Raw genomic sequence first — 22,798 nt, 5'->3', positions numbered from 1 at the left:
CAGGATAGCCGTGCGTGACGATCAGGGCTTCCGAATATGCCGGAGGCGACATCCAGCTGGTCAGGACCGGGTGAGCGACCCCGGCGTGAGGTCGGCGAGGGTGCGGTGACCGGACAGGCCCATGGTCAGGTCGAGGTCGGCGAGCAGGCTCCGCAGCACGTGCCGGACGCCGTCCTCCCCCGCGTGCGCGAGCCCGTACACCCACGGCCGTCCGACCAGGACGGCCTTCGCCCCGAGCGCGAGCGCCTTGGCGATGTCGGCGCCGGTGCGGATGCCGGAGTCGAACAGCACTTCGAGCCGGTCGCCGACCGCGGCCACGATCTCCGGGAGCACGTCGAGCGAGCCGACGGCGCCGTCGACCTGGCGTCCGCCGTGGTTGGACACGACGATCCCGTCCATCCCCGCTTCGACGGCGCGACGCGCGTCGTCGGGGTGCTGGATCCCCTTGAGCACGATCGGGCCGTCCCAGTGCTCGCGCAGGAACGGCAGCCGGTCCCACGTGCTGTCAGTCCCGGTGATCATCGAGATCCACCGCAGGATCGCGGTGGGCGCGTCCTCTTCGGGCGTCTTCTCCAGGAGACCGCGGAACACCGGGTCGCTCAGCGGGACACCGAGGCCCTCGCCCTTGATGAACGGCAAGTACGCCTGGTCGAGGTCGTTCGGGCGCCACGCGAGGGTCCAGGTGTCGAGCGTGACCACGAGCGTGGTGAACCCCGCGGCCTTCGCCCGCGCCAGGATGCTCGCGCAGACGTCGTTGTCGGTCGGCCAGTACAGCTGGAACCAGCGCGGCCCGTCACCACTGGCCTCGGCGACGTCCTCGATGCTCGTCGAGGACGCCGTCGACATGATGTAGGGCAGGCCGACCGACGCCGCCGCCCGCGCGGCCGCCGGCTCGGCGCCCTCGTGCACGATCGACTGGACGCCGACCGGCGCCAGCAGCACCGGCGCCGGAAGGCTGGTCCCCAGGACCGTCGTCGACAGGTCGCGGTCGGTCGAACCGGTCATCATCCGGGGCACCAGGCGCCAGCGGTCGAACGCCTCGCGGTTGGCGCGCGCGGTGGCGCCCGAACCGGCCGAGCCCGCGACGTACCAGAACGGCCCGGGCTCCAGGATCTCCCGCGCCGAGTCCTCCAGCTTCGTGGCGTCGGTGGAGCACGGCGGGAAGATCCCGCCGAGCCCCTGCAGGTAGATCTCGTTCTGGTAGCCGCCGAACCGTTCGGTCACCCAGGCCTCCTCGTCACGTCGCCCGTGCCACCTCTTCGCGGCCTCGGCGGGTCGAACCCCTCCGGACGATACTCGCCGGTAGCAACCAGGTGAGTTTCTCGGAGCGGATGACCGCGACTGGACCGATCACGGCCAGCAGGAGGACATAGCCCGCGACGAACGGCGCGACCCGCGAATCCAGCCCGGCGGCGGTCGCCATCGCGGCGAGCACCAGCGAGAACTCGCCTCGGGTGAGCACGGTCAGCCCGATGTTCACCCCGGCCTGGCGGTCGAACCCGTGCAGCCGCGCGGCCAGCGCGCCCGCGCCGAGGTTCAGCACGATCGTCAGCGCCACCGCGATCAGCACCGGCACGACCACCGAACCGACCGCGTTCGGGTCGATGCTGAGCCCGAAGATGAAGAAGAACAGCGCGCCGAACGCGTCCCGCAGCGGAAGCACCAGTTTGTGGATCCGCGGCGCGACCTTCGAGCCGCCGAGCATCATGCCGACCATGAACGCGCCGATGGCGTCGGACACCCCGACCTCTTCGGCCACGGCGGCGCCCATGACGGCGACACCGACGAAGCAGACGGTCAGGAGCTCGTCGTCGGCCGAACCGAACAGTTTCGACACCACGCGGCCGCCCCAGCGGGCGAGCGCGGCCATCACGATCAGGAACGCGAAGGCCTTGCCGAAGTCGGCCGCGGCCGAGCCGAACGTCCCGGCACCGGACAGCACCGGCTGCAGCAACGCCAGGTAGAGCGCGAGGAACAGGTCCTCGATCACGATGATGCCCATGATCAGCCGGGATTCGGGGTTGTTCATCCGGCGCGCTTCGAGCAGGAGTTTGGTGACGATCGCGGACGACGAGATACCGATGGCACCGGCGATGACCAGCGCTTCCCTGGTCCCCCAGCCGAGCAGGAAGCCGAAGGCGAGCCCGCCGCCGATGTTGAGGATCAGGTAGATCAGCCCGGACCAGACGAGTTTGCGCCCGCCTTTGGCGAGGTCGTCGAGGGAGAACTCGAGGCCGAGGTAGAACAGGAGGAAGACGAGACCGAGACCGGCGAGCACACCGAGCTCGCTCGGATCGTCCACAAGGGACAGTCCGGGAGTGTTGGGGCCGAAGACGAATCCGGCCAGCATGAACAGGGGGATGGTGGGCAGCCCGATGCGGGCGCCGGCTCTGGCGATGACACCGGCGGCGAGGAACGCCCCGCCGACGGCCAGCAAGGCATGACCGGAACTCATGGAGACCTCCGATGGTGGCTGATGCGGCTATGGGGACCGGATCAGCGCGGAGGTGCGCGCGCGGGCGCCTGGGGCACCGCACGGCTGATGACGACGGATTCGCCCTGCTCAGGGGCGGGTCCGGCATCCAGGAGCTCGACGGTCGCCGTCTCGGCGGGCACGTCGGCGAGAGGAACGGCTTGGCCGCCGTGGAAGGCGGGCAGAGGATGGGTCGCGAAGACGGCGACGGGGTCTTCCTTCGCCACGCGGCCGTGCCCGTGGGGAACGGTGGGCGTGACGAAGGCGAAGACGAGCAAGATCAGCAGAAAGAAGACGGAACGGTGCCGTGGGGCGGGGGCACGGTTCTTCGTCATCTGACCGCCACTTTACCAGTCCTTTATAGACAAATCGACGAGAGATCTGTCACGGGTCCCGCCACATGGGCAGCATCGGTGGCCCTCCCTCGGCCGAGAAAGCCCGGCCGTGATCACGGAAACCCAATCGCCGGTACAGGTTCGCGCTCTCCTGGCTGCTGGCCTCCAGGTACGCGGGCACCGCGCCGTTGCGGTCGAATCCGTGCCGAAGGAGCCGTGCGCCGATCCCCTGGCGCTGAGCCCTCTTGCGGACGCCGATGAACTGCGCGTGGTGGTACTCGCCGCCGGGAGCGTGCTTCTCCATCAACTCGGACAACGCGGCGAGCCTGCCCAGTTCTTCCCCGGTGAGCCCGGCGAACGCGTCACCGTCCATGTCCTCCTCACCGCCGGGCGTCCAGAGGACGGCGGCGGACAGGTCGCCGGTGACGTCGACGTGGCCGCCCGCGGCCAGCGTCCCCCGCATGATCGCGCGATGGAAGATCGGCAACGCCACCGCGCGGCGCTCGTCGCCGGGGAAGACCCACACGCTGACCGGGTCTTCGTGGAAGGCCTCGGACAGCACGTCGACCACAGTGTCCATTTCGGACGGTTCGGCGGCGCGCACGATCATCGTCCGGACCTCAGCCGGGTGGGTTCTTCCTCGTCTTCGAGCGGGCCGCCGATCGCGGCGTAGGTCTCGGGATCCCTCGTCCGCAGCACTTCCGCGCGCAGGAAACCCGCCAACGCCGCGAGGACGATGAGGCCGGGCAGGCCCCAGCGCAACAGGAAGGTCCCCGCCGGGCCGAGCAGCAGATCGAAGTTGACCAGGATCAGCCCGAGGACGGCCGACAACGCGAGGATCGCCAGCCCCGGCGCGATCCAACGGCGCCAGGCGTTTTCGGCGTCGCGACGCCGTTTGAAAAAGCCGATCACCGAAAGCGAGACGGCGATCATGATCACCACGACACCGGTCGACGCCGTCGCGCCGAGCCACGTGAACAGTTCGGTCACCGGGTCGCGCTGCGCGATCGCGAACAACGACACCACCACCAGCCCGAGCGCGGTCTGCGCGAGCGAACCGGCCACCGGGGCGCCGGTGCGCTTGCTGGTCTTGGCCAGCGAACGCGGCAGCAGCCCTTCCCGGCCCAGCGCGAAGAAGTACCGCGCGACGGCGTTGTGGAAGCTCAGCAGCGCCGCGCATTGACCGGTCACGAAAAGCGTGTACGCGATGTCGGAGAACGTGCCGCCGAGATGCCGGCCCGCCAGATTGAACAGCAGATCCGGGCCCTGCGCGGCCGCGGTGGTGACGATGACGTCGGGTCCGGCGCCCACGGCCAGCGCGAGCGACGAAACGACGTAGAGCACCGCCGTGAGGCCGATCGCGGCGAACGTCGCCCGGCCGACCGTCCGGCTGGGTTCGCGCGTCTCCTCGCCGTAGGTCGCCGCGCCCTCGAAGCCGATGAACGCGGCGGCGGAGAACGCGAACACCGCGCCCACACCGGTGGTGAACAGGCTCGACGGCTCCAGCGGCACCCAGGAAACGCTTCCTCCCGCGGGATTCGCGAACAGCGCGATGTCGACGATCGCGACGACGGCGACCTCGAGGCACAACGCCACCCCGAGCACCTTGGCGTTGAGATCGACCCGCAGGACCCCGAGCGCGCCGACGATCACCACCATCACCAGCGCGCACAGCCACCACGGCGGCGGGGACCCGGTGAGCGTGCCGAGCCAGGTCGACACCGACCAGCCGAACAGGCCGTAGATGCTGATCTGGATGGCGTTGTAGCTGATCAGCGTGACGAACGCGATCCCGGCGCCGGTGGATTTGCCGACGCCGTTGGCGACATAGGGATAGAAGGCGCCCGCGTTGGTGATGTAGCGGCTCATCGCCGCGTACCCCACCGCGAACAGTCCCAGGATCGGAGCGAGCAGGAGGAACGACAGCGGGACACCGACACTGCCGGTGACCGCGTAGTTCGTCGGGACCCCGCCCGCGATGGCGAACAGCGGACCCGCCGCCGCCACCACGAAGAAGACGATCTGGGCGGCTCCGAGCCGCCGATGGCCGAGACCGCGCCGCGGTCTGTGCGTACCCATGAACCCGTCCCCCCGGACGTCGGTTTGGCTGCGAACGCGTTCGATCCGCGTTCTTGATCTTGTCAAAGCCATCCCACCCTAGGGCCGGACAACCCGGCTAGGTACGTCCGTTCAGGCTAAAAACGGACCTCGGGTCGCAGTGGTCCACCGGCTACCGCTACTTTGGCCGTCCCGCACTACAACGCCGGAGGGCGTGCCATTCATGCGTCGGCTGACGTTGGTCGATTCCCTGTTCTTCCTCGCCCACGACGAGTTCACCGGAAAACCCGCGCTGCGCCGCACGGGACTCGGCATCGGAATGGCCGGTTCCGCGCTCTGCGATCTCCTCCTCGCCGAGCGGATCACCGTGGAACGCAAGCGAATCCGGCCACTGACGCGGCGAGGCCTCGCCCATCCCGCACTCGATCGGGTGTTCTCGGAAATCCTCGGCGAGCGCGAGTGGCACACCGTCCGGGAATGGGTCGACCACCTCCGCCAGGATCTCGGCGAAACGGTCGCGAACAATCTGCTCACCGCGGGAGTGATCAACCGCGAGACCGACCGTGTGCTCATGCGAAAAAATCACCGGTACCCGCCGCGGGATCTGCTGATGTCGACGGCCGCGCGCAGCAAGGCGAGGGCCGCGGTACTCGGCACCGACCGGCCGGATCCGCATTCGGTCTGCCTGGCCCTGCTGGCCTGGACCATCGGTCTCGACGATCTCTGCGAACCGGAACTCGACCGCGCCGGCCTGCGGGCCTGGGCCGAGGCCACGCACCGGGAGCTCCCGAGGGCGCTCGCCGAGCTGATCTCGGGGGTGGACGCGGTGGGGGCCGCGGTCGTCTACACCGGCGACAGGCGGTGACCGGCGGTAGGGTGACGCCATGCCCACCGGCCGTGATCACGACGTCGTGCTGTTCGGCGCCACCGGGTTCACCGGTGGACTGACAGCGGAGTACCTCGCGCGCACCGCGCCGTCCGGCCTGCGCCTGGCCTTGGCCGGACGCGATCCCGGCAAGCTGGAAGCGTTGCGGGAAAAGCTTTTCTCGCTCAACCCGGACTTCGGCGCCCTGCCGCTGCTGCGGGCCGACGTCTCCGATGTGGACTCGCTGCGGAAAGTCGCGGAATCCACGAAGGTCGTCGCCACCACGGTCGGCCCGTATGTCCACTATGGGGAGCCGTTGGTCGCCGCGTGCGCCGAGGCCGGGACCGACTACGCGGATCTGTGCGGCGAACCCGAGTTCGTCGACAGGATGTACGTCGCCCACCACGCCCGCGCGGCCGAGACGGGCGCGCGGCTGGTGCACGCGTGCGGTTTCGATTCGATCCCGCACGACCTCGGCGTTCTCTTCACGATTTCCCAGCTGCCCCAAGGGAAACCGATCCGGATCGACGGCTACGTGCGCGCGGGCGCACTCCCGTCGGGCGGCACCTTCCTTTCCGCGCTGACCGCGTTCTCCCGGCTGCCTTCGAGTTTCCGCGCCGCCCGGAACCGCGCCGCGGCCGAACCACGGCCGGCGGACCGCCGGGCGCGCGCCCCGCTCGGCACCCCGCATCGCAGCCCCGACGGTTTCTGGGCGGTACCACTGCCGACCATCGACCCGATGATCGTCGGACGCTCCGCCGCCGCGCTCCCCGCGTACGGCCCCGACTTCACGTACCGGCATTACGCGGCCGTCAAACGGCTTCCGATGGTGGCCGCCGGTGCCGCCGGGATGGGTCTCGTCTTCGGCGCCGCCCAGATCCCGCCCGCGCGGCGGGCGCTGTCGAAGCTGCTGAAGCCCGGTGGCGGCCCGGACGAGGCCAGGCGGGCCCGGTCGTGGTTCTCCGTGCGGTTCCACGCCGAGAGCGGCGGTGAGCGCGTCGTGACCGAGGTGTCCGGCGGCGATCCGGGCTACGGCGAGACCGCGAAGATGCTCGGCGAATCCGCCCTGTGCCTGGCGCTGGACGACCTGCCCGTGACGGCCGGGCAGGTGACCACGGCGAGCGCGATGGGGCAGGCGCTGATCGGCAGGCTGAGCGACGCCGGCCTGCGCTTCGCGACACTGCCCCACCGCGTCGCCTGACGACTAGCCGCTAGCCGGTTCCGAGTACACGCTCACCTTCGGGTTCGCGGCATAGAGCCCCGTGAACACGAAGCTCTGATTCGTGCCCTTGGGGCATGCCTTCCGGCTGTAGTCCGTACGGTTCTCGCTCGGCCAGACCGCCTTGACCCTGATGCACCTGTTGTCGGCCGAGCTGTCGTAGACATAGCCCGCGATCGTGACGGTGTTGCCGTTGCACGTGACGTTGTACTGAGTCCAGCCCCCAGGAGTCGACTCGTTGTACGGAACCGCCCGGCAGGTCTCCTGGATCGAGACATCGCCGCTGATCGCCGCAGTGGCGGGTGTGGCCGCGAATAGCGACCCGAAAGCCACCGCCGCCCCCGCGGCGGCGAGGCCGAACCTCTTGATGTTCATCTTTTCATCCCCTCAGTAGTGAACGTTGCCCACGAACCGTGTCAGGCCCGCCGAAGTGGCCGTCGCAGTTTTAGTTCTGGCTGAAACATCGCCAAGACGCGCTGTTCGTGCGTTAATTCCCTCGGGGGATGGGGAGGGGGAAGCTTGTGCTGCGCGTACATTTTTCCGGGGAGGATCTGGCCAGGGTCAGGGTCGCGGCGAGGCCGGATCCGATGTGGGAGACGACGCTGAGCCTGCACCGGCTGCAACGTGGTGACGGCGGTCTGCCGGTGCGGAAATGGCGGGGCATGGTCCGCAGCCGGCTCCCGAAGGCGGCGGGCCCGTTGTTGACCTTGGTCCCGCCCAGCGGGTACTTCCCCGATTTCCTCACCCCTTCCGGGGAAGATCTCGAAGATCAGCTAGAGCTGTTGTGCGGCACCAGGCGCTTCGCGTTGCGCCGGGATCTGGCGGCGCTGGCCCGATCCCGGCGACCGACGCCGTGGGCGCGGGACCTCGGCGACGCCAACCCTGCCGCGCTCGGCGCGCTGACGCGAGCGGTCCGGTCGTACCACCGTGCGGCGATCGAGCCGGTGTGGAACGACATCCTCGCGTGCTTCGAGCGTCAGCGGGCGAGACAGGCACAGGTACTTCTCTCCGACGGCGTCGAAGGACTGCTGCGAGGGCTCTCCTCCGCGATGCGGTGGAAGGCACCGGTGCTCGAGGTCGACTACCCGGTATCCCACGACCTTCACCTCAGCGGGCGGGGACTACTGCTCATCCCGTCGTTCTTCTGCTGGCGGACCGGGGTGACCCTGGTCGCGAACGACGAGGTGCCGGTGCTCGTGTACCCGGTCGAACAGCACCTTCCCGACGTGTCGCCCCACGATCAGGGCTCCGCCCTGTCCGCGCTGCTGGGGCACACCCGGGCCGCCGTGCTGGAGACGATCGCGGGCGGCGGGCGCACCAGCGATCTCGCGCGCCGCGCCGGGATCTCCATGTCCTCGGCGAGCCAGCACTCCACCGTGCTGCGCGAAGCGGGTCTCGTGCTCAGCGTGCGCCACGGCAACACGGTGCGGCACCACCTCACGCCACTGGGGTCGGCCTTGCTGCGCAAGAATCTTTGACCACCCGACCCCCTTGCCGGAAACTGTCACCCGTGGTTATCGTGTCCGCACGCCGCAGCAACACCTGACAGAAAATGACAATTCTCTGTGGAAAGGGACACCTTTCATGAGTAACGCCCTGCGGCCCGCGATGCGCCGCGCTCTCGGCGCGGTATCCGTCCTCGCTCTCGCCGTTTCCGGCCCGGTCGCGATCTCCTCGTTCGCCTCCGCCGAGCCCGCTCCGGCGACGGCGTCGATCTTCGCCTCCGGTGGCGATCTCGCCTCGCCGGAGAAGAAGGAGATCGCGATGCAGATCGTCTCCAGCGCGGAAAACTCTTCACTGGACTGGAAAGCGCAGTATCAGTACATCGAGGACATCGGCGACGGACGCGGGTACACCGCCGGCATCATCGGGTTCTGTTCCGGCACCGGTGACATGCTCGATCTCGTTGAGCGGTACACGAATTCGGTTCCCGGGAATCCGCTGGCGGAATACCTTCCCGCGCTACGCGAGGTCGACGGCAGTGATTCGCACGAAGGCCTCGGCAGCGGTTTCGAAAACGCGTGGCGGGAGGCCGCCGCGCGATCGGACTTCCAAGCGGCGCAGAACGGTGAACGCGACCGCGTCTATTTCGACCCGTCGGTGAATCAGGCGAAATCGGACGGCCTGGGTGCGCTGGGACAGTTCATCTATTACGACGCCATCGTGATGCACGGCCCGGGGAACAGCCAGGACAGCTTCGGCGGCATCCGCTCCACCGCGCTCCAGTCGGCCCGGCCGCCGTCCCAGGGCGGCGACGAAACGGCCTACCTCAAGGCGTTCCTCGACGCGCGGCGCGTGGTCATGAAGCAGGAAGAGGCGCACGCGGACACCTCGCGGATCGACACCGCGCAGCTGGTGTGGCTCGACGCGGGCAACCTCGACCTGCACACCCCGCTGAAATGGAAGGTCTACGGGGACCCGTTCGAGATCAACTGACGCTCCACCTCGTGAGTGGCAAGGACGGTTAGAACCGTCCTTGCCACTCACGAGGCCAGCAGGTCCTCGGCGGTCCGCGTGTTGATCACCCGGTCCGGCTCGATCCCCAGCTCGGTGGCCCGCACGCAGCCGTAGACCAGCCAGTCCAGCTGGCCCGGCGCGTGAGCATCGCTGTCGATCGCGAACTCGCAGCCCAGGTCCACGGCCAGGTTCAGCAGCCGCGTCGGCGGATCCCGGCGTTCGGGACGCGAGTTGATCTCGACGGCGACCCCGTTGTCCCGGCACGCGGTGAACACCGCCTCCGCGTCGAACTCCGACTCGGGCCGCTTCCCGCGCGCCCCCATCACCAGCCGCCCGGTGCAGTGCCCCAGCACCCGCACCCGCGGGTGCTGCACGGCCGCGAGCATCCGCGGCGTCATCTCCTTCGCGGGCATCCGCAGTTTCGAATGCACGCTCGCGACGACGAAGTCCAGTTGCTCCAACAGGTCTTCTTCTTGGTCCAACGTGCCGTCGAGATGGATGTCGACCTCGATGCCGTGCAGGATCCGGAACGGCGCCATCGTCTCGTTCAGTTCCGCGACGACGTCCATCTGCCGCCGCAGCCGTTCGGGCGACAGGCCGTTGGCGACGGTCAGCCGCGGCGAGTGATCCGTCAGCACCATCCATTCGTGCCCGAGCGTGCGGGCGGCCTCGGCCATCTCTTCGATCGGGCTCCCGCCGTCGGACCAGTCCGAATGGGTGTGGCAGTCGCCGCGCAACGCCGCCCGCATCGGACCGCCGTCGGGCAGCTTCGGCTCGCCGAGCTTCTCGAAGTACGCGGGACGACGCCCGGCGAGGACGTCTTCGACGACGGCCGCGGTCGCCTTGCCGATATTCGGCAACGCGGTCAGCGTCCCCGCCTCGGCACGTTTGCGCAGGTCGTCCGGCTTGACCTTGGCGATCACCGAGGCCGCCTGCCGGAAGGCGCGCACCCGGTAGGTCGGCTCGCCCGCGCGCTCCAGCCGGAACGCGATCTCCCTCAACGCCTGCGCCGGTTCCATGGCTACCTGTCTACCCCGTCAGCGGCGAAGAGGCAGCTCATGCAGAGCGACGTCGCACAGTTCGCCGTCGCGGATCTCGGCGGTCTGATACGTGCAGAACGGCTGACGGCGCCGATCGGTCGGCGAACCGGGGTTCAGCAGCCGCAGCCCCTTCGGCGTGACCGTGTCCCAAGGGATGTGGCTGTGCCCGAAAACGAGGACGTCGGTGTCCGGGAACAGCTCGTCACAGCGACGCTCGCGCCCCTGCTTGCCGCCGGTTTCGTGGATGACCGCCAGGCGGACGCCGTCGAGGGTCGCGCGCGCGACCTCGGGAAGCCGTGCCCGCAGCTCCGCGCCGTCGTTGTTGCCGTAGACCCCGATGAGCCGCTTGCTCCGGGCCTCGAGTTCGTCCAGCAGAGCGACCTCGACCCAGTCGCCGGCGTGGACGACGACGTCCGCCGCGCCGACCTCGCGCCAGACCTGATCCGGCAGCACCTTCGCCCGCGGCGGAAGGTGCGTGTCGGCGATGAGCAGCAGGCGCATCATTCGTCTCCGATCGGTGACGAGGAACTGTCCGAATTGGAGCGTCCACACTGGACCCACGCTCGGCATCACCGAGTAACGAGGTTACGGCGCGTTGTGCGGCGAACACATCACGCGAGCGGACCAGTGCTGTGACTTCGACTTTCTCGCCAGAGTGAGCGAAAACCCGGAACCTGACGCCCTGTGACCACCCGACGGAGTGACCCGCTCACCCAACCGGGCGAGTTGCAAGCCCACAAAACGCGCCCCGTATCTTGAACGTACGTCCGGAACGCGTGGAAGGCCCGGATGTTCGATCACGACGTCCGGCGTGCTCGCCGGACCGTGGAGGGTGGAGAGTTGCCGCAGGAACCGCGCTGGCCCGAGTCCCATGCCGAGCAGACGGACATTCTCCCGGTCGTCGCGCCCGGGTTCGCGGAGTCTGCCACGCCGCAGGAGCCCGCGCCACCGAAACGCCGTCGCAGCTATCGCAAGGCCGCCTTCATCGGCGGCGGCGTGTTCGGCCTGCTGGTCGTCGCGTACGCCCTCGACGTGCTGGTCTCCCAGGGCAGCGTCCCCCGCGGCGTCACCGTCGCCGGGGTCGACGTCGGCGGGATGGACCGCGCGGCCGCCGAGAAGGAGCTCAGGGGCGGCATCGAGCCGCGGCTGACCCGGCCGGTGAAGGTCGTCGCGGGTGACACCGAGGAGTCGCTGGCGCCGACGGCGGCGGGCCTCCGCCTCGACTGGCCCGCCACCCTCGACCAGGCGGGCGATCAGCCGCTGAACCCGTTCACGCGGGTCGCGTCGTTCTTCACCACCACCGAGGTCGGCGTCGTCACGCAGACCGAGGACGCCAAGCTCACCTCCGCGCTCGAAAACCTGCGCGGCAAGATCGACCGCGACCCCGTCGAGGGCACCGTCCGCTTCGAGGAGGCCAGGCCGGTCGCCGTCGAGCCGAAGACCGGGCAGAAGCTCGACGTCGAGGCCGCCAAGCAGACGGTCCTGGACCGCTGGGCCAGCGGCGAGCCGCTCACCCTCGCGGTCACCCAGACCCCGGTCAAGGTCTCGCCGGAGGCCGTCCACGCCGCTCTCGAGCAGGTCGCGAAGCCCGCCGTGGCGGCGCCGATCGTGATCAAGGGCGAGGGCAAGGACGCGATCGTCAAGCCGGACGCCATCGCGGGCGCGCTCACCTTCGAGCCCGTCGACGGCGGCGTGCTGAACCCGAAGGTCGACAACAACAAGATCATCGAAGCCGCGGGTCCGCAGCTCAAGTCCACCGAGAAGGAGGGCAAGGACGCGCAGATCGTCTTCGAAGGCGGCAAGCCGACCGTCCAGCCCTCCGAGGACGCCAACGTCGTCGACTGGGAGCCGAGCCTGAAGCCGGTGCTCGACGTGCTCAAGCGCACCGGGCCCCGCGACCTGCCGGTGACCTACAAGAAGACCCCCGCCAAGGTGACCACCGAGCAGGCGAACCAGCTCGGCATCAAGGAGGTCGTCAGCGAGTTCAAGACCGGCGGGTTCGCCGCGGACTCGGGGACGAACATCCGGGTCGTGGCGCAGAAGGTCAACGGCGCCATCGTGAAGCCGAACGAGACCTTCAGCCTCAACGGGTTCACCGGGCCGCGCGGCGCGGCACAGGGCTACGTCGAGGCCGGGGTCATCAAGGACGGCGCGCCCGGCCGCGAGGTCGGCGGCGGGATCTCGCAGTTCGCGACCACGCTGTACAACGCCTCGTACTTCGCCGGCATGAAGGACACCGAGCACAAGGAACACAGCTACTACATCAGCCGCTACCCCGCCGCGCGCGAGGCGACGGTGTTCCAGAACCACGGCGGCGGCAGCGTGATCGACCTGAAGTTCACCAACGACGGTGACACCGGCGTCGCGATCCAGACCATCTGGTCGCCCTCGGACATCACGATCCGGCTGTGGGGCACCAAGAAGTACACCGTGGAGTCGATCCCGGGCGGCCGCACCAACCCGTCCGAGCCGCCGACGAAGCCCGGTCCCGCCGAGAACTGCAAGCCCAGCAACGGCGCGCCCGGCTTCACCACCTCGGACACCCGGGTCATCAAGGACGCCGCGAGCGGCCGCGAGGTCCGGCGCCACACTCGGAACGTGCATTACAACCCGCAGCCGAAAATCACCTGCGGTACGGAGTAATTTTCACCCGGACGCGTTCACCGAGCGCGTCCGGGGAGGTACGCTCAGTGGCCGACCCGATTGAACGGGGGTGGCCACCTCGTGACCTCGAAGGCGACCTTCCGGCAGATCCTCGCGGTCGGTGAACTGCGGGCCATCTGGTTCGCGGAACTCCAGTCCATCCTCGGCGACCAGGTGGCCAGGGTCGCCCTGTCGGTGCTGGTGTTCCAGCGGACCCAGTCGGCGACCTGGCCCGCGCTGACCTACGCGCTCACCTACCTTCCCGACCTGATCGGCGGACCGCTGCTCGGCGGCCTCGCGGACCGGTTCCCGCGCCGCGCGGTGATGGTCTGCTCCGACGTCGTCCGGGCGCTGCTGGTCGCGGTCCTCGCCATTCCCGGCATCCCGCTGCCCGTGCTCGCCGCCGTCCTGGTGGTGGTGCAGCTGGCGAACGCGCCGTTCACCGCGGCACAGGCCGCCGTCCTGCCGTCGGTGCTGAGCGGGGACTCCTACGTGCTCGGCCAGTCGTTGCTGAAGATCACCAACCAGGTCGGCCAGCTCGCCGGATTCGCACTGGGCGGCGCGGTGATCGCGGCGGTCGGGACCGGCCGGGGTCTCGCGCTCGACGCGGTGACGTTCGCCGTCTCCGCGATCGTCCTGCGGCTCGGTGTCCGCGCCCGGCCCGCGACGGGAGCCGCCGGACCGGCGACGTCGACCCTGCGGCGGCTTTCGGCGGGCGCCCGCACGATCTGGCACGACCGCCGGTTGCGCGCGCTGGTCGGGCTGGCGTGGCTGGCGGGGTTCGTGATCGTGCCGGAAGGGCTCGCCGTGCCCTACGCCGCGGAGATCGGCGGCGGGGCGGTGACGGCGGGCCTGCTGCTCGCCGCGCATCCGCTGGGGATCGTGCTCGGGGTGTTCGTGCTGGGCCGCCTCGTGCGCCCCGAAGTCCGGCTGCGGATGGTCGGGATACTGGCGCTGGGTGCGATCGTGCCGCTCGCGGCGTTCTGGTTCCGGCCGTCGCTCCCCTACGCCGCCGGACTGCTCGTGCTGTCCGGGATGTGCGCGGCCTACCAGGTCACCGCGAGCACCACGTTCATGCGGTTGGTCCCCGACACCGAACGAGGCCAGGCGTTCGGCCTCGCCGGGTCGGGACTCATCGCCGTGCAGGGAATCGGGCTGATCGCCGGCGGCCTGCTCGTCGGCGTACTCGATTCACCCGCGACGACGGTCTCGGTCATCGCACTCGCCGGTCTCGTAGTGGCTGTTCCGGCCACCCGGGCTTGGCGCCACGTGGCCCCGCTTCACCCCCTTTGACCGGAACCGGATATTCACCAGTTCTGCCCGCGCATGGAGCTCACCCCCTCCGAGTCCCGATCCCGGTCACGCGTGGTGCACCCACGCCTACCCATACAGCGTAGTGACACCTAGTATCCAACCGATTACGTTCGTCACCGTGGCGCTAACGAATTGGGCGCTGTGGCGGCTGCCCAATCGAGGTTTGATCGGCTTCGTCCTCCTGGTGGACGTCGCGGCGATCGCCGGATCCGCCTGGACTTTTCTCCTCGTCCCGTTCACCCCGGGTGACGCCCTCCCCTTCGCGATCCTGATCGCGAGCGTCGTGCTGTACACGGAATTGTCGCGGCCGGTCGAGCGAGTACGGGAACGGTTCGCGGGCACGCCGCACATCTCGCTCGACAGTGTCTGGACCTTCGCCGCCGTGCTGCTGGTGCACCCCGGGCTCGCCGCGCTGGTCATCGCGGTGTCGTTCTTCTACCGCTGGTTCCGGGGCCAGCCGAATCCGCTGTTCCGGCGGACGTTCTCCACGTCGGCGACCGTGCTCTCGGGCTTCGCGGCCAACGCCTTCCTCACCCGGTACGCGGTCCCGTTCGACGTCCTCCCCCGCGACCTCCGCTCGTTCGGGCTGGTGGTCGCGGCGGGCGGGGTGTTCCTGCTGGTCAACACCGTGCTGATGACGATCGCGGTGTACTACGGCACTCCGCACGAAAGGCTGAGCGAGGCGCTGGCGAAGCCGTTCGAGTACGCGCTCGAGACGGCGACGATCGCGCTCGGCATCATCGTCGCGTGGGCGCTGCGGGACTGGCCGGTGGTTCTGCTGCTGGTTGTCGGGATCACGCTGGTGCTGCACCGCGGCGTGCTGCTGCGGCAGCTGAAACGGCAGGCGCGCAGCGACGCCAAGACCGGGCTGCTCAACGCCAAGGCGTGGCGCGAGGCCGCGTCCGACGAACTCGACCGCGCGCGGCGCGCGGGACGGCACACCAGTCTGCTGATGCTCGACGTCGACCGGTTCAAACTGATCAACGACCGGCACGGGCACCTGGTCGGCGACCGGTATCTCGCCGCCATCGCGGAAACGCTGCGCACCGAGGTGCGGGGCACCGATCTGGTCGGGCGGTTCGGCGGCGAGGAGTTCGTCGTCCTGCTGCCCGGTACGCCCGCCGTGCACGCCCACGCGATCGCGGAGCGGATCCGGTCGAGCATCGCGGGCCGGGCGGATGACCTGCCGGAGCACGTGACCGTGTCGATCGGGCTGGCCGACCGGCCGGGCGTGACCGACCTCGACGCGGTGATCGCCGTCGCGGACCGGGCGCTTTACGAGGCCAAGAACACCGGGCGGAACCGAACGTCGGGCTACCAAGTCACCGGCTGACACTGGGTCGCGCGCGCTATGAAAGGCCCGTTACTTGCAAATTTTGCAAGTAACGGGCCTTTCATAGCGCGCTTTGGGGGTTACGGAAGGCCGGCGAGGGACTTCTCGAGGACGGAGTCGGGCAGCGCGTTGTCGACGATGTCGCCCGCCAAGTACGCGCCGTACGCCGGGAGGTCGAGGTGCGCGTGGCCGCACAGCGCGGTCAGGATCACCTTCTCCTCGCCGGTTTCCTTGCACCGCAACGCTTCCTGGATGCAGGCGGCGAGCGCGTGCGTCGGCTCGGGTGCCGGGATGATGCCCTCCGTGCGGGCGAACTGGACACCCGCGGCGAAGCAGTCCTCCTGCCCGATGGCGATCGCGTCGATGAGCCCGAGTTCGTAGATGTGCGAGATCAGCGGTGACATCCCGTGGTAGCGCAGGCCACCGGCGTGGATGGGGTCGGGAATGAAATCGTGACCGAGGGTGTGCATCTTCAGCAACGGCGTCAGCCCCGCGGTGTCCCCGAAGTCGTACGCGTACTTCCCCCGGGTGAGCGTGGGGCAGGCCGCCGGTTCGACCGCGCGGATCACCGGGTCCATCCGCCCGGCGAGTTTCTCGCGCAGGAACGGGAAGGCGAGCCCGCCGAAGTTGGAGCCGCCGCCGGTGCAGCCGACGAGCACGTCCGGGGTGTCCCCGGCCAGCTCGAACTGCTTGAGCGCCTCTTCGCCGATGATCGTCTGGTGCAGGAGCACATGGTTGAGCACGCTGCCGAGGGCGTAGCGGGTGTTCTCCGCCTGCGCCGCCTGTTCGACGGCCTCGCTGATCGCGATGCCGAGACTCCCGGTCGACCCGGGGTCGGCGGCCAGGATCGCGCGGCCGGACGCGGTCAGCTCGGACGGGCTCGGATGCACCGTGGCACCGAACGTCTCCATCATCAGCTTGCGATACGGCTTCTGGTCGTACGAAGCGCGGACCTGCCACACCTCGCATTCGAGCCCGAAAGTGGCGCAGGCGAACGCGAGCGCGCTCCCCCACTGCCCGGCGCCGGTCTCCGTGGTCAGCCTGGTGACTCCCTCGGCCGCGTTGTAGAACGCCTGCGGCACGGCGGTGTTGGGCTTGTGCGAGCCGACCGGGCTGACGCCTTCGTACTTGTAGTAGATGCGGGCGGGAGTACCGAGCGCCTTCTCCAGCCGCCTCGCGCGGAACAGCGGCGACGGACGCCAGAGCCGGTAGACGTCCAGGACCTCTTCCGGGATGTCGACGTACCGTTCGGTCGTGACCTCTTGGGCGATGAGCGCCTGCGGGAACAGCGGCGCGAGATCGTCCGGGCCGATCGGCTCGCGCGTGCCCGGATGCAGGGGCGGCGGTGGTGGCTCCGGCAGATCCGGGATGACGTTGTACCACCGGGTCGGCAGGTCTGCTTCGTCGAGGATGTACTTCGTCCGCTCCGCCATTGAGCCTCCTCCGTCTCCCTTCAACCTAAAGGGACGGACGGCGCGGCACCAGGGATCGCTACTACGGTGTGGGCATGGGGAATTTCGTACTGCTCGACGCGCCGTCGAATCTCGGACTGCGTCCACCCGCCGAAGGAGTGGTCCCGGGCTGCTACAAGGCGCCGGGCGCGCTGCGTGATCACGGCCTGCTCACTCGATTGGGCGCGACCGACGGCGGCGTCGTCACTCCGCCGCGGTATCTGCCCGGCTGGTCGCCGGACGGCGGCGTCCGGAACGCGGCCGGTATCACGGACTACACGGCGGCCCTCGCCGGTCGTCTCGCGAAGATCCGCGCGGACGGCGGATTTCCGGTCGTCCTCGGCGGTGACTGCTCCATCGCGCTCGCCGCGATGCTGACCCTGCGTCGCGAAGGGCGCTTCGGGATCGTCTACTTCGACGGTCACGACGACTTCCGGCACCTCGGCAACTCCGACTTCGTCGCCAACGTCGGCGGTGAAGCGCTCGCCGTCGTGACCGGCCGCGGTGCTCCGGAACTGGCCGATGTGGACGGCCTTTCGCCCTACGTCCGCGACGAGGACGTCCTCGTGCTCGGCGTTCGCGCGGAAGAGTCCGCCGAGGCGCGGGAAGCCGGGCTTCGCATCGTGACCAGTCAAGAGATCATGACGTCGGGAACCGACGGAGCGCTGACCGCCGCGCGCGAGATTTTCGCGCTCTTGGACGGTTTCTGGATCCACATCGACATCGACACCCTCGACCCGGAGTTCGTGTCCGCAGTGGACAGTCCCGATCCCGGCGGGCTCAGCCCGGACAGGCTCGTCGAACTCCTCCGCGGTCTGCTCGCGATCCCCGGTGCCGCCGGGCTGGAGCTGACCATCTTCGATCCCGACCTCGACCCCGACGGCACGCAGTCCGCCCTGGTGGCGGACTGTCTCGTGCGCGCACTGGAAGGAACCCGATGACCGAGGTGACCGTCGCCGACGGCTCGTTCGACGCCCCGCTCTGGCTGCCCGAATCCGGCTCCGGCCCGGGCCTGGTGCTGATCCAGGAGATCTTCGGTCTCGACGACTACCTCAAGTCGGTCGCCGCCGACCTGGCCGCGCTCGGTTACGTCGTCGCCGTACCCGAACTGTTCTGGCGGATCGCCCCCGGCTGGTCGGCCACCCACGACGAAGCCGGCGTCTCGGCGTCGATGGAGGTCGCCGGCAAACTCGACCCGGCACGCGCGGTCACCGACGTCCTCGCGACCCTGGCGACGCTGCGCTCCCTGCCCGAAACCGACGGCCGCGCGGGCGTCTTCGGCTTCTGCCTCGGCGGCTCGATGGCCTACGCGGCCGCCGCCGAGGGAGACCCGGACGTCGCCGTTTCGTACTACGGATCGCGGGTGCCGGACCAGCTTCCCTTGCTGGACAAGATCAGTTGCCCCGTTCAGTTCCAGTTCGGCGGGGCGGATCCCTACATTCCCGTCGAAGGGGTGCGTCGCCTGGCCGACGCGGTCGCTTCTCACGACGGTGCGGAGATCCACATCCACGAGGGCGCCGGGCACGCGTTCCACAACCATGTCGCGCCGATGTTCCACCAGCCGGAGCCTGCCGCGGCGGCCTGGGCGCTGACGCTGGAATTCCTGGGGCGCACCTTCCCGGCCTCGTGAGTGGTGAGGACGGTTAGAACCGTCCTCACCACTCACGAGGAATATGTCGGTGCCCCCAGGTAGTTTCCCCACCATGGCCACATTGGTGAGTTTTCACGCCCACCCCGACGACGAGTGCATCGTCGCGGGCGGCGTCATGCGCAAGGCCTTCGAGGAAGGCCACCGTGTCGTGCTCGTCGTCGCGACCAGGGGGGAGGTCGGCGAGGTGCCGGACGGGTTCCTCGACGACGGAGAGGAGCTGTGGCAGCGCCGCGTGCAGGAGACGCACGCTTCGGCCGAGGTGCTGGGGGCCAAGCGCGTGGAGTTCCTGGGGTACACCGACTCCGGCATGATGGGCGAGCCGCGCAACGACGTGCCCGGCACGTTCTGGCAGGCCGACGTCGAGGAGGCCGCTCAGCGGCTGGCCGAGATCCTGCGTGAGGAGCAGGCCGACGTCCTGACCGTGTACGACGACAACGGCGGCTACGGGCATCCGGACCACATCCAGGTGCACCGCGTCGGCATGCGCGCGGCCGAGCTGGCGGGCACGCCGCGGGTCTACGAGGCGACGAGCAACAGTGACGAGATGCGCCGCGGGATGGAAGAGGCGGTGCGAACCGGGCAGATGAAGGCCGAAGACCTGCCCGATTTCGAGGACGGTTCGGAGTTCGGCAAGCCGGAAGCGGTGCTGACCGCGAGGGTCGACGTCCACGAGTACCTGCCCCAGAAGCGGGCCGCGATGCGCGCGCACGCCAGTCAGATCAGCGAGGACTCGTTCTTCCTCGCGATGCCCGACGAGGGTTTCGCGCAGGCGTTCGGCATCGAGTGGTTCATCCGCGCGGGCCAGGGGCCGGGTATCACCGAGACCGATCTGATGGCGGGTCTCTGAACGATGGGCATGTGCGGTGCGTACTTTCGCGTCACGTCCGGTGAACTGCGCGAGCTGATCGAGGAGCCCGATCGGTACTGGGACTACGCGGAGAAGACCAGGGACACCGAGCGGGCCGTGGACATCGACAAGGCGTGGCACGCGTTGTGGTTCCTGGCCGAGCGAGCCGGGATCGAGGTCGACTTCGTACTGGGCGGAACGCTGCTGGGGGAAGAGGGCGGCGACGGGCCGGCGCGGTACTTCACGGCCGAAGAAGTGGGGAAGGTCGGCGCGGAGCTGTCGCGGACCGGGTTCGAGCAGCTTTCGCGGGGTGTCGAACTCTCGGCTCTCGAGGCCAACGGCATCTACCCGTCGATCTGGGACGAACCCGACGCGCTGGACTACGTGCGCGGCTACTACGACGAGCTCGTGACCTTCTTCGCCGGAGCCGCGAAGGCCGGGGATCCGGTCGTCACGATCGTCACCTGACGACGCCGCTTCCCAGGTCCCGATGAGCCGGGGGGTCGTGCGTGGCGATTCGGGTTAGAGCCGAAGACCTGCTGTTTGTGGCTGGAGTTGGTCGCAGGTCCGTGAAGGCCTCCTTGCCTACCCTGAAGGTAGTGAAGGAGGCCTTCACGGACCACGTGATCGCCTCCGCAGCCTCGGGCGGCGGCGCCAGCCCAGCAGTCACGGGCGGCGGCGCGCAAAGGACCCCTTACCTCGGCTCAGCCGAAGAAACTCCACCTTCACACCTTCCCCGAGTACATGAAGGCCCCCTTCCTGTACCTAGGCGCAAGGAAGGGGGCCTTCATGTACCGCAGGGGCGAGCCAGAGCGGCAGTGGCGTGGCGGGCCGTTGCGAGGGCCGCGCCAGCCAGCCCGGGTGTCGCGAAAGTGGCTTTCGCGACACGACCCCTGGGCAGCACGAACTTGCGAACACTCGCACGCAGAATCCAGTAGGCACCCTTGGCTAGAACCCGAATCGCCACTCACGACCCACGTGACGAAACGCTCAGGCCGTGGCGGCGGTGACGTCGAGTTCGACGAGCTGACCTGGGTACCCGAGCTGCGCGACGCCGAGCAGGGTGCTCGCGGTCGTGAAGGCCTCCCCGATTTCCGACTCGACGAACCGGTCCCACACGGCCGAAAGCACGTCGGCGTCCGGCGTCACCACGTAGATCACCGTGCGCACGACGTCGGCCGGGGTCGCCTCGGCGAAGGCGAGCGCGGCGGCGGTGTTGGCGACCACCTGGTCGACCTGCGCGAGCACGTCACCCTCGACGACCTTGCCGTCTTCGGCGAGCGGGCACTGGCCGGCGAGGTGGACGTCCCGCCGCCCTTCGACGATGGTCACGTGGTGGTAGGTGGGCGTGGGGTGCAGACCGGGCGGATGGTGGCGTTGAATGGTCACGGGCCGCATCCTCACCGAGACGGCCGCGGCCGGACAACCGGATTTCACGGGAGAGCCATGCGCAGGACGATCGACTGGACCGGCGACGCGGTCACCATCATCGATCAGACCGCGCTTCCCGGCGAGTACCGCGTGCTCGAACTGCGCACGGTCGGCGAACTCGTCGACGCCGTCCAGCGGCTCGCGGTCCGCGGGGCACCGGCGCTCGGCGCGGCGGGGGCGCTCGGCGTGGTGCTCGCGACCCGCGCGGGCGGTGACGTCGAGGCAGCGGCGGAGCGCGTCGCCCAGGCCCGCCCGACCGCGGTCAACCTGAGCTGGGGCGTCTCCCGCGCACTCGCGAAGCTCCCGGAAGGGGCGGAGGCCGTCCTCGCCGAAGCGCTGGCGATCCTCGACGAGGACGAGCGGATCAATCACGAGGCCTCCCGGCTGGCGGCCGCGGTGGTGCTCGAACACTGCGGGCGACGGCCGTTGCGGCTGCTCAGCCACTGCAACGCCGGCCACCTCGCGACGGTCGCCTGGGGCAGCGCGCTCGGCGTCGTCTGGCACCTGCACGCTCGCGGCCTGGTCGATTCCGTGCTGGTCGACGAGACCCGGCCGCTGTTGCAGGGTGCCCGCCTGACCGCCTGGGAACTGGCCGAAGCCGGTGTCCCGTACCGGATCCAGCCCGACGGCGCGGCCGCCGCCGCGATGAGCCGCGGCCTGGTCGACTGCGTCCTCGTCGGCGCCGACCGGATCGCCGCCAACGGCGACGTCGCCAACAAGATCGGCACCTACGGGCTGGCGATCGCGGCGAAACACCACGGCATCCCGTTCGTGGTCGTCGCCCCTTCGTCCACTGTGGACACCGCGATGCCGGACGGCGCCGGGATCGTGATCGAGGAACGCGATCCCGGCGAGGTCCTGAGCTTCGGCGGCACGAAGGTCGCCCCCGAAGGCGCGGAGGTGTTCAACCCGGCCTTCGACGTGACGCCGTTCGAGCTGGTCACCGCGGTGGTTACCGAGCAGGGCGTGCTGCGCCCGTGAGCAGCTCGGTGAACAAGGCGGCCGTCTCCGCGTCGTCGTAGTTCAGCGGCAGCGTGTCGAAGTAGCGGCGGATCGTGCCCTGCCCGGTGCGCACGATCATCCCGAAGTCGATCGTCCGCCCCTTCGCCCGCACGGTTCCGCGGTACTCCTGGAACCTCGTGTGCGGACCGGCCGCCGCCTGATCGGGCTTCAGCCGGACGTCGGTCATCGCCTCCGAGAGCCTGCCGAGGTAGCGGAGGGCGTCCTTTTCGATGGGGCGGAACCATTCCGTCCGATCGTGGTAGCGACGTCCCTGGGTGACTTCGCCGTCCTTGAGCACCACGCGGTACACGGCCGGGTAGCGCACCAACTCGCCGCGGATCACCGCTTCGTTGGCCGCTTCGTAGAACACGGTCTCGCCGCTGACCACGATCTTCACCGGCGTGAACCGGAAGGTCGGGAAGGCGCCCAGCAGGGTGCGCAGGTTGCCCTCGATGTTCGTCCTGCCGCGTACCGGCGGAGCACTTCCCGATTCCGCCAAGGTGCCGTCGGCGGCGAAGATCGTGCCGTACAGCCGGACACGGGCTTCCCGCTCTTCCAGCGTGTCCGACCGCATCGCCCCGAATTCCGTCTGTTTGGCGATGAAGGCGCAGGCACCCGGCGAAACCGTGCCTTCGACCCGATCGCCCAGCTGCTCCAGGATTTTTCGCACTCGGTCACT

The 22,798-nt window shown here is 69.3% G+C and carries 23 protein-coding genes; 12 read left to right on the top strand and 11 right to left on the bottom strand.

Annotation, left to right across the window (positions count from 1 at the left end; genetic code table 11):
• Positions 1-60 precede the first annotated feature (60 nt).
• The 5 genes from ACLJPX_RS30775 to ACLJPX_RS30755 are packed head-to-tail and all read right to left on the bottom strand — an operon-like array spanning position 61 to position 4,887.
• Positions 61-1,224: a lactate 2-monooxygenase gene (locus tag ACLJPX_RS30775; RefSeq protein ID WP_410603994.1), complete on the bottom strand. Its 1,164-nt coding sequence runs from the start codon at positions 1,222-1,224 to the stop codon at positions 61-63.
• Between the two features lie 13 nt (positions 1,225-1,237).
• Positions 1,238-2,455 (bottom strand): cation:proton antiporter, encoded by a 1,218-nt coding sequence (locus ACLJPX_RS30770; RefSeq protein WP_101605792.1) that lies wholly within the window; start codon positions 2,453-2,455, stop codon positions 1,238-1,240.
• A gap of 41 nt (positions 2,456-2,496) precedes the next feature.
• Positions 2,497-2,808, bottom strand: a complete 312-nt coding sequence (locus tag ACLJPX_RS30765; RefSeq protein ID WP_410603993.1) for a hypothetical protein — start codon at positions 2,806-2,808, stop codon at positions 2,497-2,499.
• Positions 2,809-2,857: 49 nt separating this feature from the next.
• Entirely contained in the window at positions 2,858-3,418 is a 561-nt protein-coding gene (locus tag ACLJPX_RS30760) for a GNAT family N-acetyltransferase (RefSeq protein WP_410603992.1), read from the bottom strand.
• Positions 3,415-4,887, bottom strand: coding sequence for an APC family permease (locus ACLJPX_RS30755; protein WP_410603991.1), 1,473 nt, complete (start codon positions 4,885-4,887; stop codon positions 3,415-3,417). The genes ACLJPX_RS30760 and ACLJPX_RS30755 overlap by 4 nt, the downstream gene beginning before the upstream one ends.
• A gap of 202 nt (positions 4,888-5,089) precedes the next feature.
• Here ACLJPX_RS30755 and ACLJPX_RS30750 point away from each other — a divergent pair, with 202 nt between their 5' ends.
• Together ACLJPX_RS30750 and ACLJPX_RS30745 are read left to right on the top strand one after the other, a co-directional pair.
• Positions 5,090-5,731, top strand: coding sequence for a GOLPH3/VPS74 family protein (locus tag ACLJPX_RS30750; RefSeq protein ID WP_101605788.1), 642 nt, complete (start codon positions 5,090-5,092; stop codon positions 5,729-5,731).
• 19 nt (positions 5,732-5,750) lie between these two features.
• Positions 5,751-6,932, top strand: a complete 1,182-nt coding sequence (locus ACLJPX_RS30745; RefSeq protein WP_410603990.1) for a saccharopine dehydrogenase family protein — start codon at positions 5,751-5,753, stop codon at positions 6,930-6,932.
• A gap of 3 nt (positions 6,933-6,935) precedes the next feature.
• On the opposite strand, the gene ACLJPX_RS30740 is transcribed toward ACLJPX_RS30745, so the two are convergent.
• Complete coding sequence (locus ACLJPX_RS30740) at positions 6,936-7,325, bottom strand: hypothetical protein (RefSeq protein WP_410603989.1); 390 nt, start codon at positions 7,323-7,325, stop codon at positions 6,936-6,938.
• Positions 7,326-7,471: 146 nt separating this feature from the next.
• On the opposite strand from ACLJPX_RS30740, the gene ACLJPX_RS30735 reads away from it, so the two are divergent.
• On the top strand, positions 7,472-8,428 hold the full coding sequence (locus ACLJPX_RS30735; RefSeq protein ID WP_410603988.1) for an ArsR/SmtB family transcription factor: 957 nt from the start codon (positions 7,472-7,474) through the stop codon (positions 8,426-8,428).
• Positions 8,429-8,534: 106 nt separating this feature from the next.
• The gene (locus ACLJPX_RS30730) at positions 8,535-9,386 is read left to right on the top strand and encodes a chitosanase (RefSeq protein ID WP_410603987.1); all 852 of its coding nucleotides are present in this window, start codon (positions 8,535-8,537) and stop codon (positions 9,384-9,386) included.
• A 47-nt stretch (positions 9,387-9,433) separates the two neighbouring features.
• Here ACLJPX_RS30730 and ACLJPX_RS30725 read toward each other — a convergent pair whose 3' ends face one another.
• On the bottom strand, positions 9,434-10,426 hold the full coding sequence (locus tag ACLJPX_RS30725; protein WP_410603986.1) for a PHP domain-containing protein: 993 nt from the start codon (positions 10,424-10,426) through the stop codon (positions 9,434-9,436).
• An 18-nt stretch (positions 10,427-10,444) separates the two neighbouring features.
• A complete protein-coding gene (locus ACLJPX_RS30720) occupies positions 10,445-10,948 on the bottom strand; it encodes a metallophosphoesterase family protein (RefSeq protein ID WP_410603985.1) in 504 nt (167 codons plus the stop codon).
• 288 nt (positions 10,949-11,236) lie between these two features.
• Between ACLJPX_RS30720 and ACLJPX_RS30715 the strand changes: the two genes are divergently transcribed.
• The 3 genes from ACLJPX_RS30715 to ACLJPX_RS30705 all read left to right on the top strand — a co-directional run bounded on the left by ACLJPX_RS30715 (position 11,237) and on the right by ACLJPX_RS30705 (position 15,737).
• Entirely contained in the window at positions 11,237-13,090 is a 1,854-nt protein-coding gene (locus ACLJPX_RS30715) for a VanW family protein (protein WP_410603984.1), read from the top strand.
• A gap of 81 nt (positions 13,091-13,171) precedes the next feature.
• A complete protein-coding gene (locus ACLJPX_RS30710) occupies positions 13,172-14,383 on the top strand; it encodes an MFS transporter (RefSeq protein WP_410603983.1) in 1,212 nt (403 codons plus the stop codon).
• A 139-nt stretch (positions 14,384-14,522) separates the two neighbouring features.
• Positions 14,523-15,737, top strand: a complete 1,215-nt coding sequence (locus tag ACLJPX_RS30705; RefSeq protein ID WP_410603982.1) for a GGDEF domain-containing protein — start codon at positions 14,523-14,525, stop codon at positions 15,735-15,737.
• 80 nt (positions 15,738-15,817) lie between these two features.
• Here the strand turns inward: ACLJPX_RS30705 and ACLJPX_RS30700 are convergent, their stop codons facing one another.
• Complete coding sequence (locus tag ACLJPX_RS30700) at positions 15,818-17,170, bottom strand: TrpB-like pyridoxal phosphate-dependent enzyme (RefSeq protein WP_410603981.1); 1,353 nt, start codon at positions 17,168-17,170, stop codon at positions 15,818-15,820.
• A gap of 74 nt (positions 17,171-17,244) precedes the next feature.
• Between ACLJPX_RS30700 and ACLJPX_RS30695 the strand changes: the two genes are divergently transcribed.
• The 4 genes from ACLJPX_RS30695 (at position 17,245) to ACLJPX_RS30680 (ending at position 20,154) form a co-directional block, all read left to right on the top strand.
• On the top strand, positions 17,245-18,129 hold the full coding sequence (locus ACLJPX_RS30695) for an arginase family protein (protein WP_410603980.1): 885 nt from the start codon (positions 17,245-17,247) through the stop codon (positions 18,127-18,129).
• The gene (locus ACLJPX_RS30690) at positions 18,126-18,818 is read left to right on the top strand and encodes a dienelactone hydrolase family protein (protein ID WP_410603979.1); all 693 of its coding nucleotides are present in this window, start codon (positions 18,126-18,128) and stop codon (positions 18,816-18,818) included. The genes ACLJPX_RS30695 and ACLJPX_RS30690 overlap by 4 nt, the downstream gene beginning before the upstream one ends.
• 73 nt (positions 18,819-18,891) lie before the next feature.
• Positions 18,892-19,686, top strand: a complete 795-nt coding sequence (locus tag ACLJPX_RS30685) for a PIG-L family deacetylase (protein WP_410603978.1) — start codon at positions 18,892-18,894, stop codon at positions 19,684-19,686.
• A gap of 9 nt (positions 19,687-19,695) precedes the next feature.
• Positions 19,696-20,154, top strand: coding sequence for a YfbM family protein (locus tag ACLJPX_RS30680; protein WP_410603977.1), 459 nt, complete (start codon positions 19,696-19,698; stop codon positions 20,152-20,154).
• A gap of 522 nt (positions 20,155-20,676) precedes the next feature.
• Here ACLJPX_RS30680 and ACLJPX_RS30675 read toward each other — a convergent pair.
• Positions 20,677-21,084 (bottom strand): RidA family protein, encoded by a 408-nt coding sequence (locus tag ACLJPX_RS30675; RefSeq protein WP_410603976.1) that lies wholly within the window; start codon positions 21,082-21,084, stop codon positions 20,677-20,679.
• A gap of 48 nt (positions 21,085-21,132) precedes the next feature.
• Here ACLJPX_RS30675 and mtnA point away from each other — a divergent pair, with 48 nt between their 5' ends.
• Entirely contained in the window at positions 21,133-22,098 is a 966-nt protein-coding gene (gene mtnA, locus ACLJPX_RS30670; RefSeq protein ID WP_410603975.1) for an S-methyl-5-thioribose-1-phosphate isomerase, read from the top strand.
• Here mtnA and ACLJPX_RS30665 read toward each other — a convergent pair.
• Positions 22,070-22,789: a nuclear transport factor 2 family protein gene (locus tag ACLJPX_RS30665; protein ID WP_410603974.1), complete on the bottom strand. Its 720-nt coding sequence runs from the start codon at positions 22,787-22,789 to the stop codon at positions 22,070-22,072. The two genes, mtnA and ACLJPX_RS30665, sit on opposite strands and share 29 nt — an antisense overlap.
• Positions 22,790-22,798 lie beyond the last annotated feature (9 nt).

The organism is Amycolatopsis sp. lyj-90 (genome assembly GCF_046549035.1).
Lineage (GTDB): Bacteria > Actinomycetota > Actinomycetes > Mycobacteriales > Pseudonocardiaceae > Amycolatopsis.
The sequence above is the reverse complement of the archived record's forward strand: the minus strand, read 5'-3'. Positions and strand labels throughout refer to the sequence as shown.

Coding starts and splice junctions, on each gene's coding strand:
- ACLJPX_RS30700 (WP_410603981.1), bottom strand. CDS start 17,170: ATGGCGGAGCGGACGAAGTACATCCTCGACGAAGCAGACCTGCCGACC.
- ACLJPX_RS30690 (WP_410603979.1), top strand. CDS start 18,126: ATGACCGAGGTGACCGTCGCCGACGGCTCGTTCGACGCCCCGCTCTGG.
- ACLJPX_RS30680 (WP_410603977.1), top strand. CDS start 19,696: ATGTGCGGTGCGTACTTTCGCGTCACGTCCGGTGAACTGCGCGAGCTG.
- ACLJPX_RS30750 (WP_101605788.1), top strand. CDS start 5,090: ATGCGTCGGCTGACGTTGGTCGATTCCCTGTTCTTCCTCGCCCACGAC.
- ACLJPX_RS30730 (WP_410603987.1), top strand. CDS start 8,535: ATGAGTAACGCCCTGCGGCCCGCGATGCGCCGCGCTCTCGGCGCGGTA.
- ACLJPX_RS30755 (WP_410603991.1), bottom strand. CDS start 4,887: ATGGGTACGCACAGACCGCGGCGCGGTCTCGGCCATCGGCGGCTCGGA.
- ACLJPX_RS30695 (WP_410603980.1), top strand. CDS start 17,245: ATGGGGAATTTCGTACTGCTCGACGCGCCGTCGAATCTCGGACTGCGT.
- ACLJPX_RS30770 (WP_101605792.1), bottom strand. CDS start 2,455: ATGAGTTCCGGTCATGCCTTGCTGGCCGTCGGCGGGGCGTTCCTCGCC.
- ACLJPX_RS30675 (WP_410603976.1), bottom strand. CDS start 21,084: ATGCGGCCCGTGACCATTCAACGCCACCATCCGCCCGGTCTGCACCCC.
- ACLJPX_RS30760 (WP_410603992.1), bottom strand. CDS start 3,418: ATGATCGTGCGCGCCGCCGAACCGTCCGAAATGGACACTGTGGTCGAC.
- mtnA (WP_410603975.1), top strand. CDS start 21,133: ATGCGCAGGACGATCGACTGGACCGGCGACGCGGTCACCATCATCGAT.
- ACLJPX_RS30720 (WP_410603985.1), bottom strand. CDS start 10,948: ATGCGCCTGCTGCTCATCGCCGACACGCACCTTCCGCCGCGGGCGAAG.
- ACLJPX_RS30745 (WP_410603990.1), top strand. CDS start 5,751: ATGCCCACCGGCCGTGATCACGACGTCGTGCTGTTCGGCGCCACCGGG.
- ACLJPX_RS30765 (WP_410603993.1), bottom strand. CDS start 2,808: ATGACGAAGAACCGTGCCCCCGCCCCACGGCACCGTTCCGTCTTCTTT.
- ACLJPX_RS30685 (WP_410603978.1), top strand. CDS start 18,892: ATGGCCACATTGGTGAGTTTTCACGCCCACCCCGACGACGAGTGCATC.
- ACLJPX_RS30715 (WP_410603984.1), top strand. CDS start 11,237: ATGTTCGATCACGACGTCCGGCGTGCTCGCCGGACCGTGGAGGGTGGA.
- ACLJPX_RS30740 (WP_410603989.1), bottom strand. CDS start 7,325: ATGAACATCAAGAGGTTCGGCCTCGCCGCCGCGGGGGCGGCGGTGGCT.
- ACLJPX_RS30725 (WP_410603986.1), bottom strand. CDS start 10,426: ATGGAACCGGCGCAGGCGTTGAGGGAGATCGCGTTCCGGCTGGAGCGC.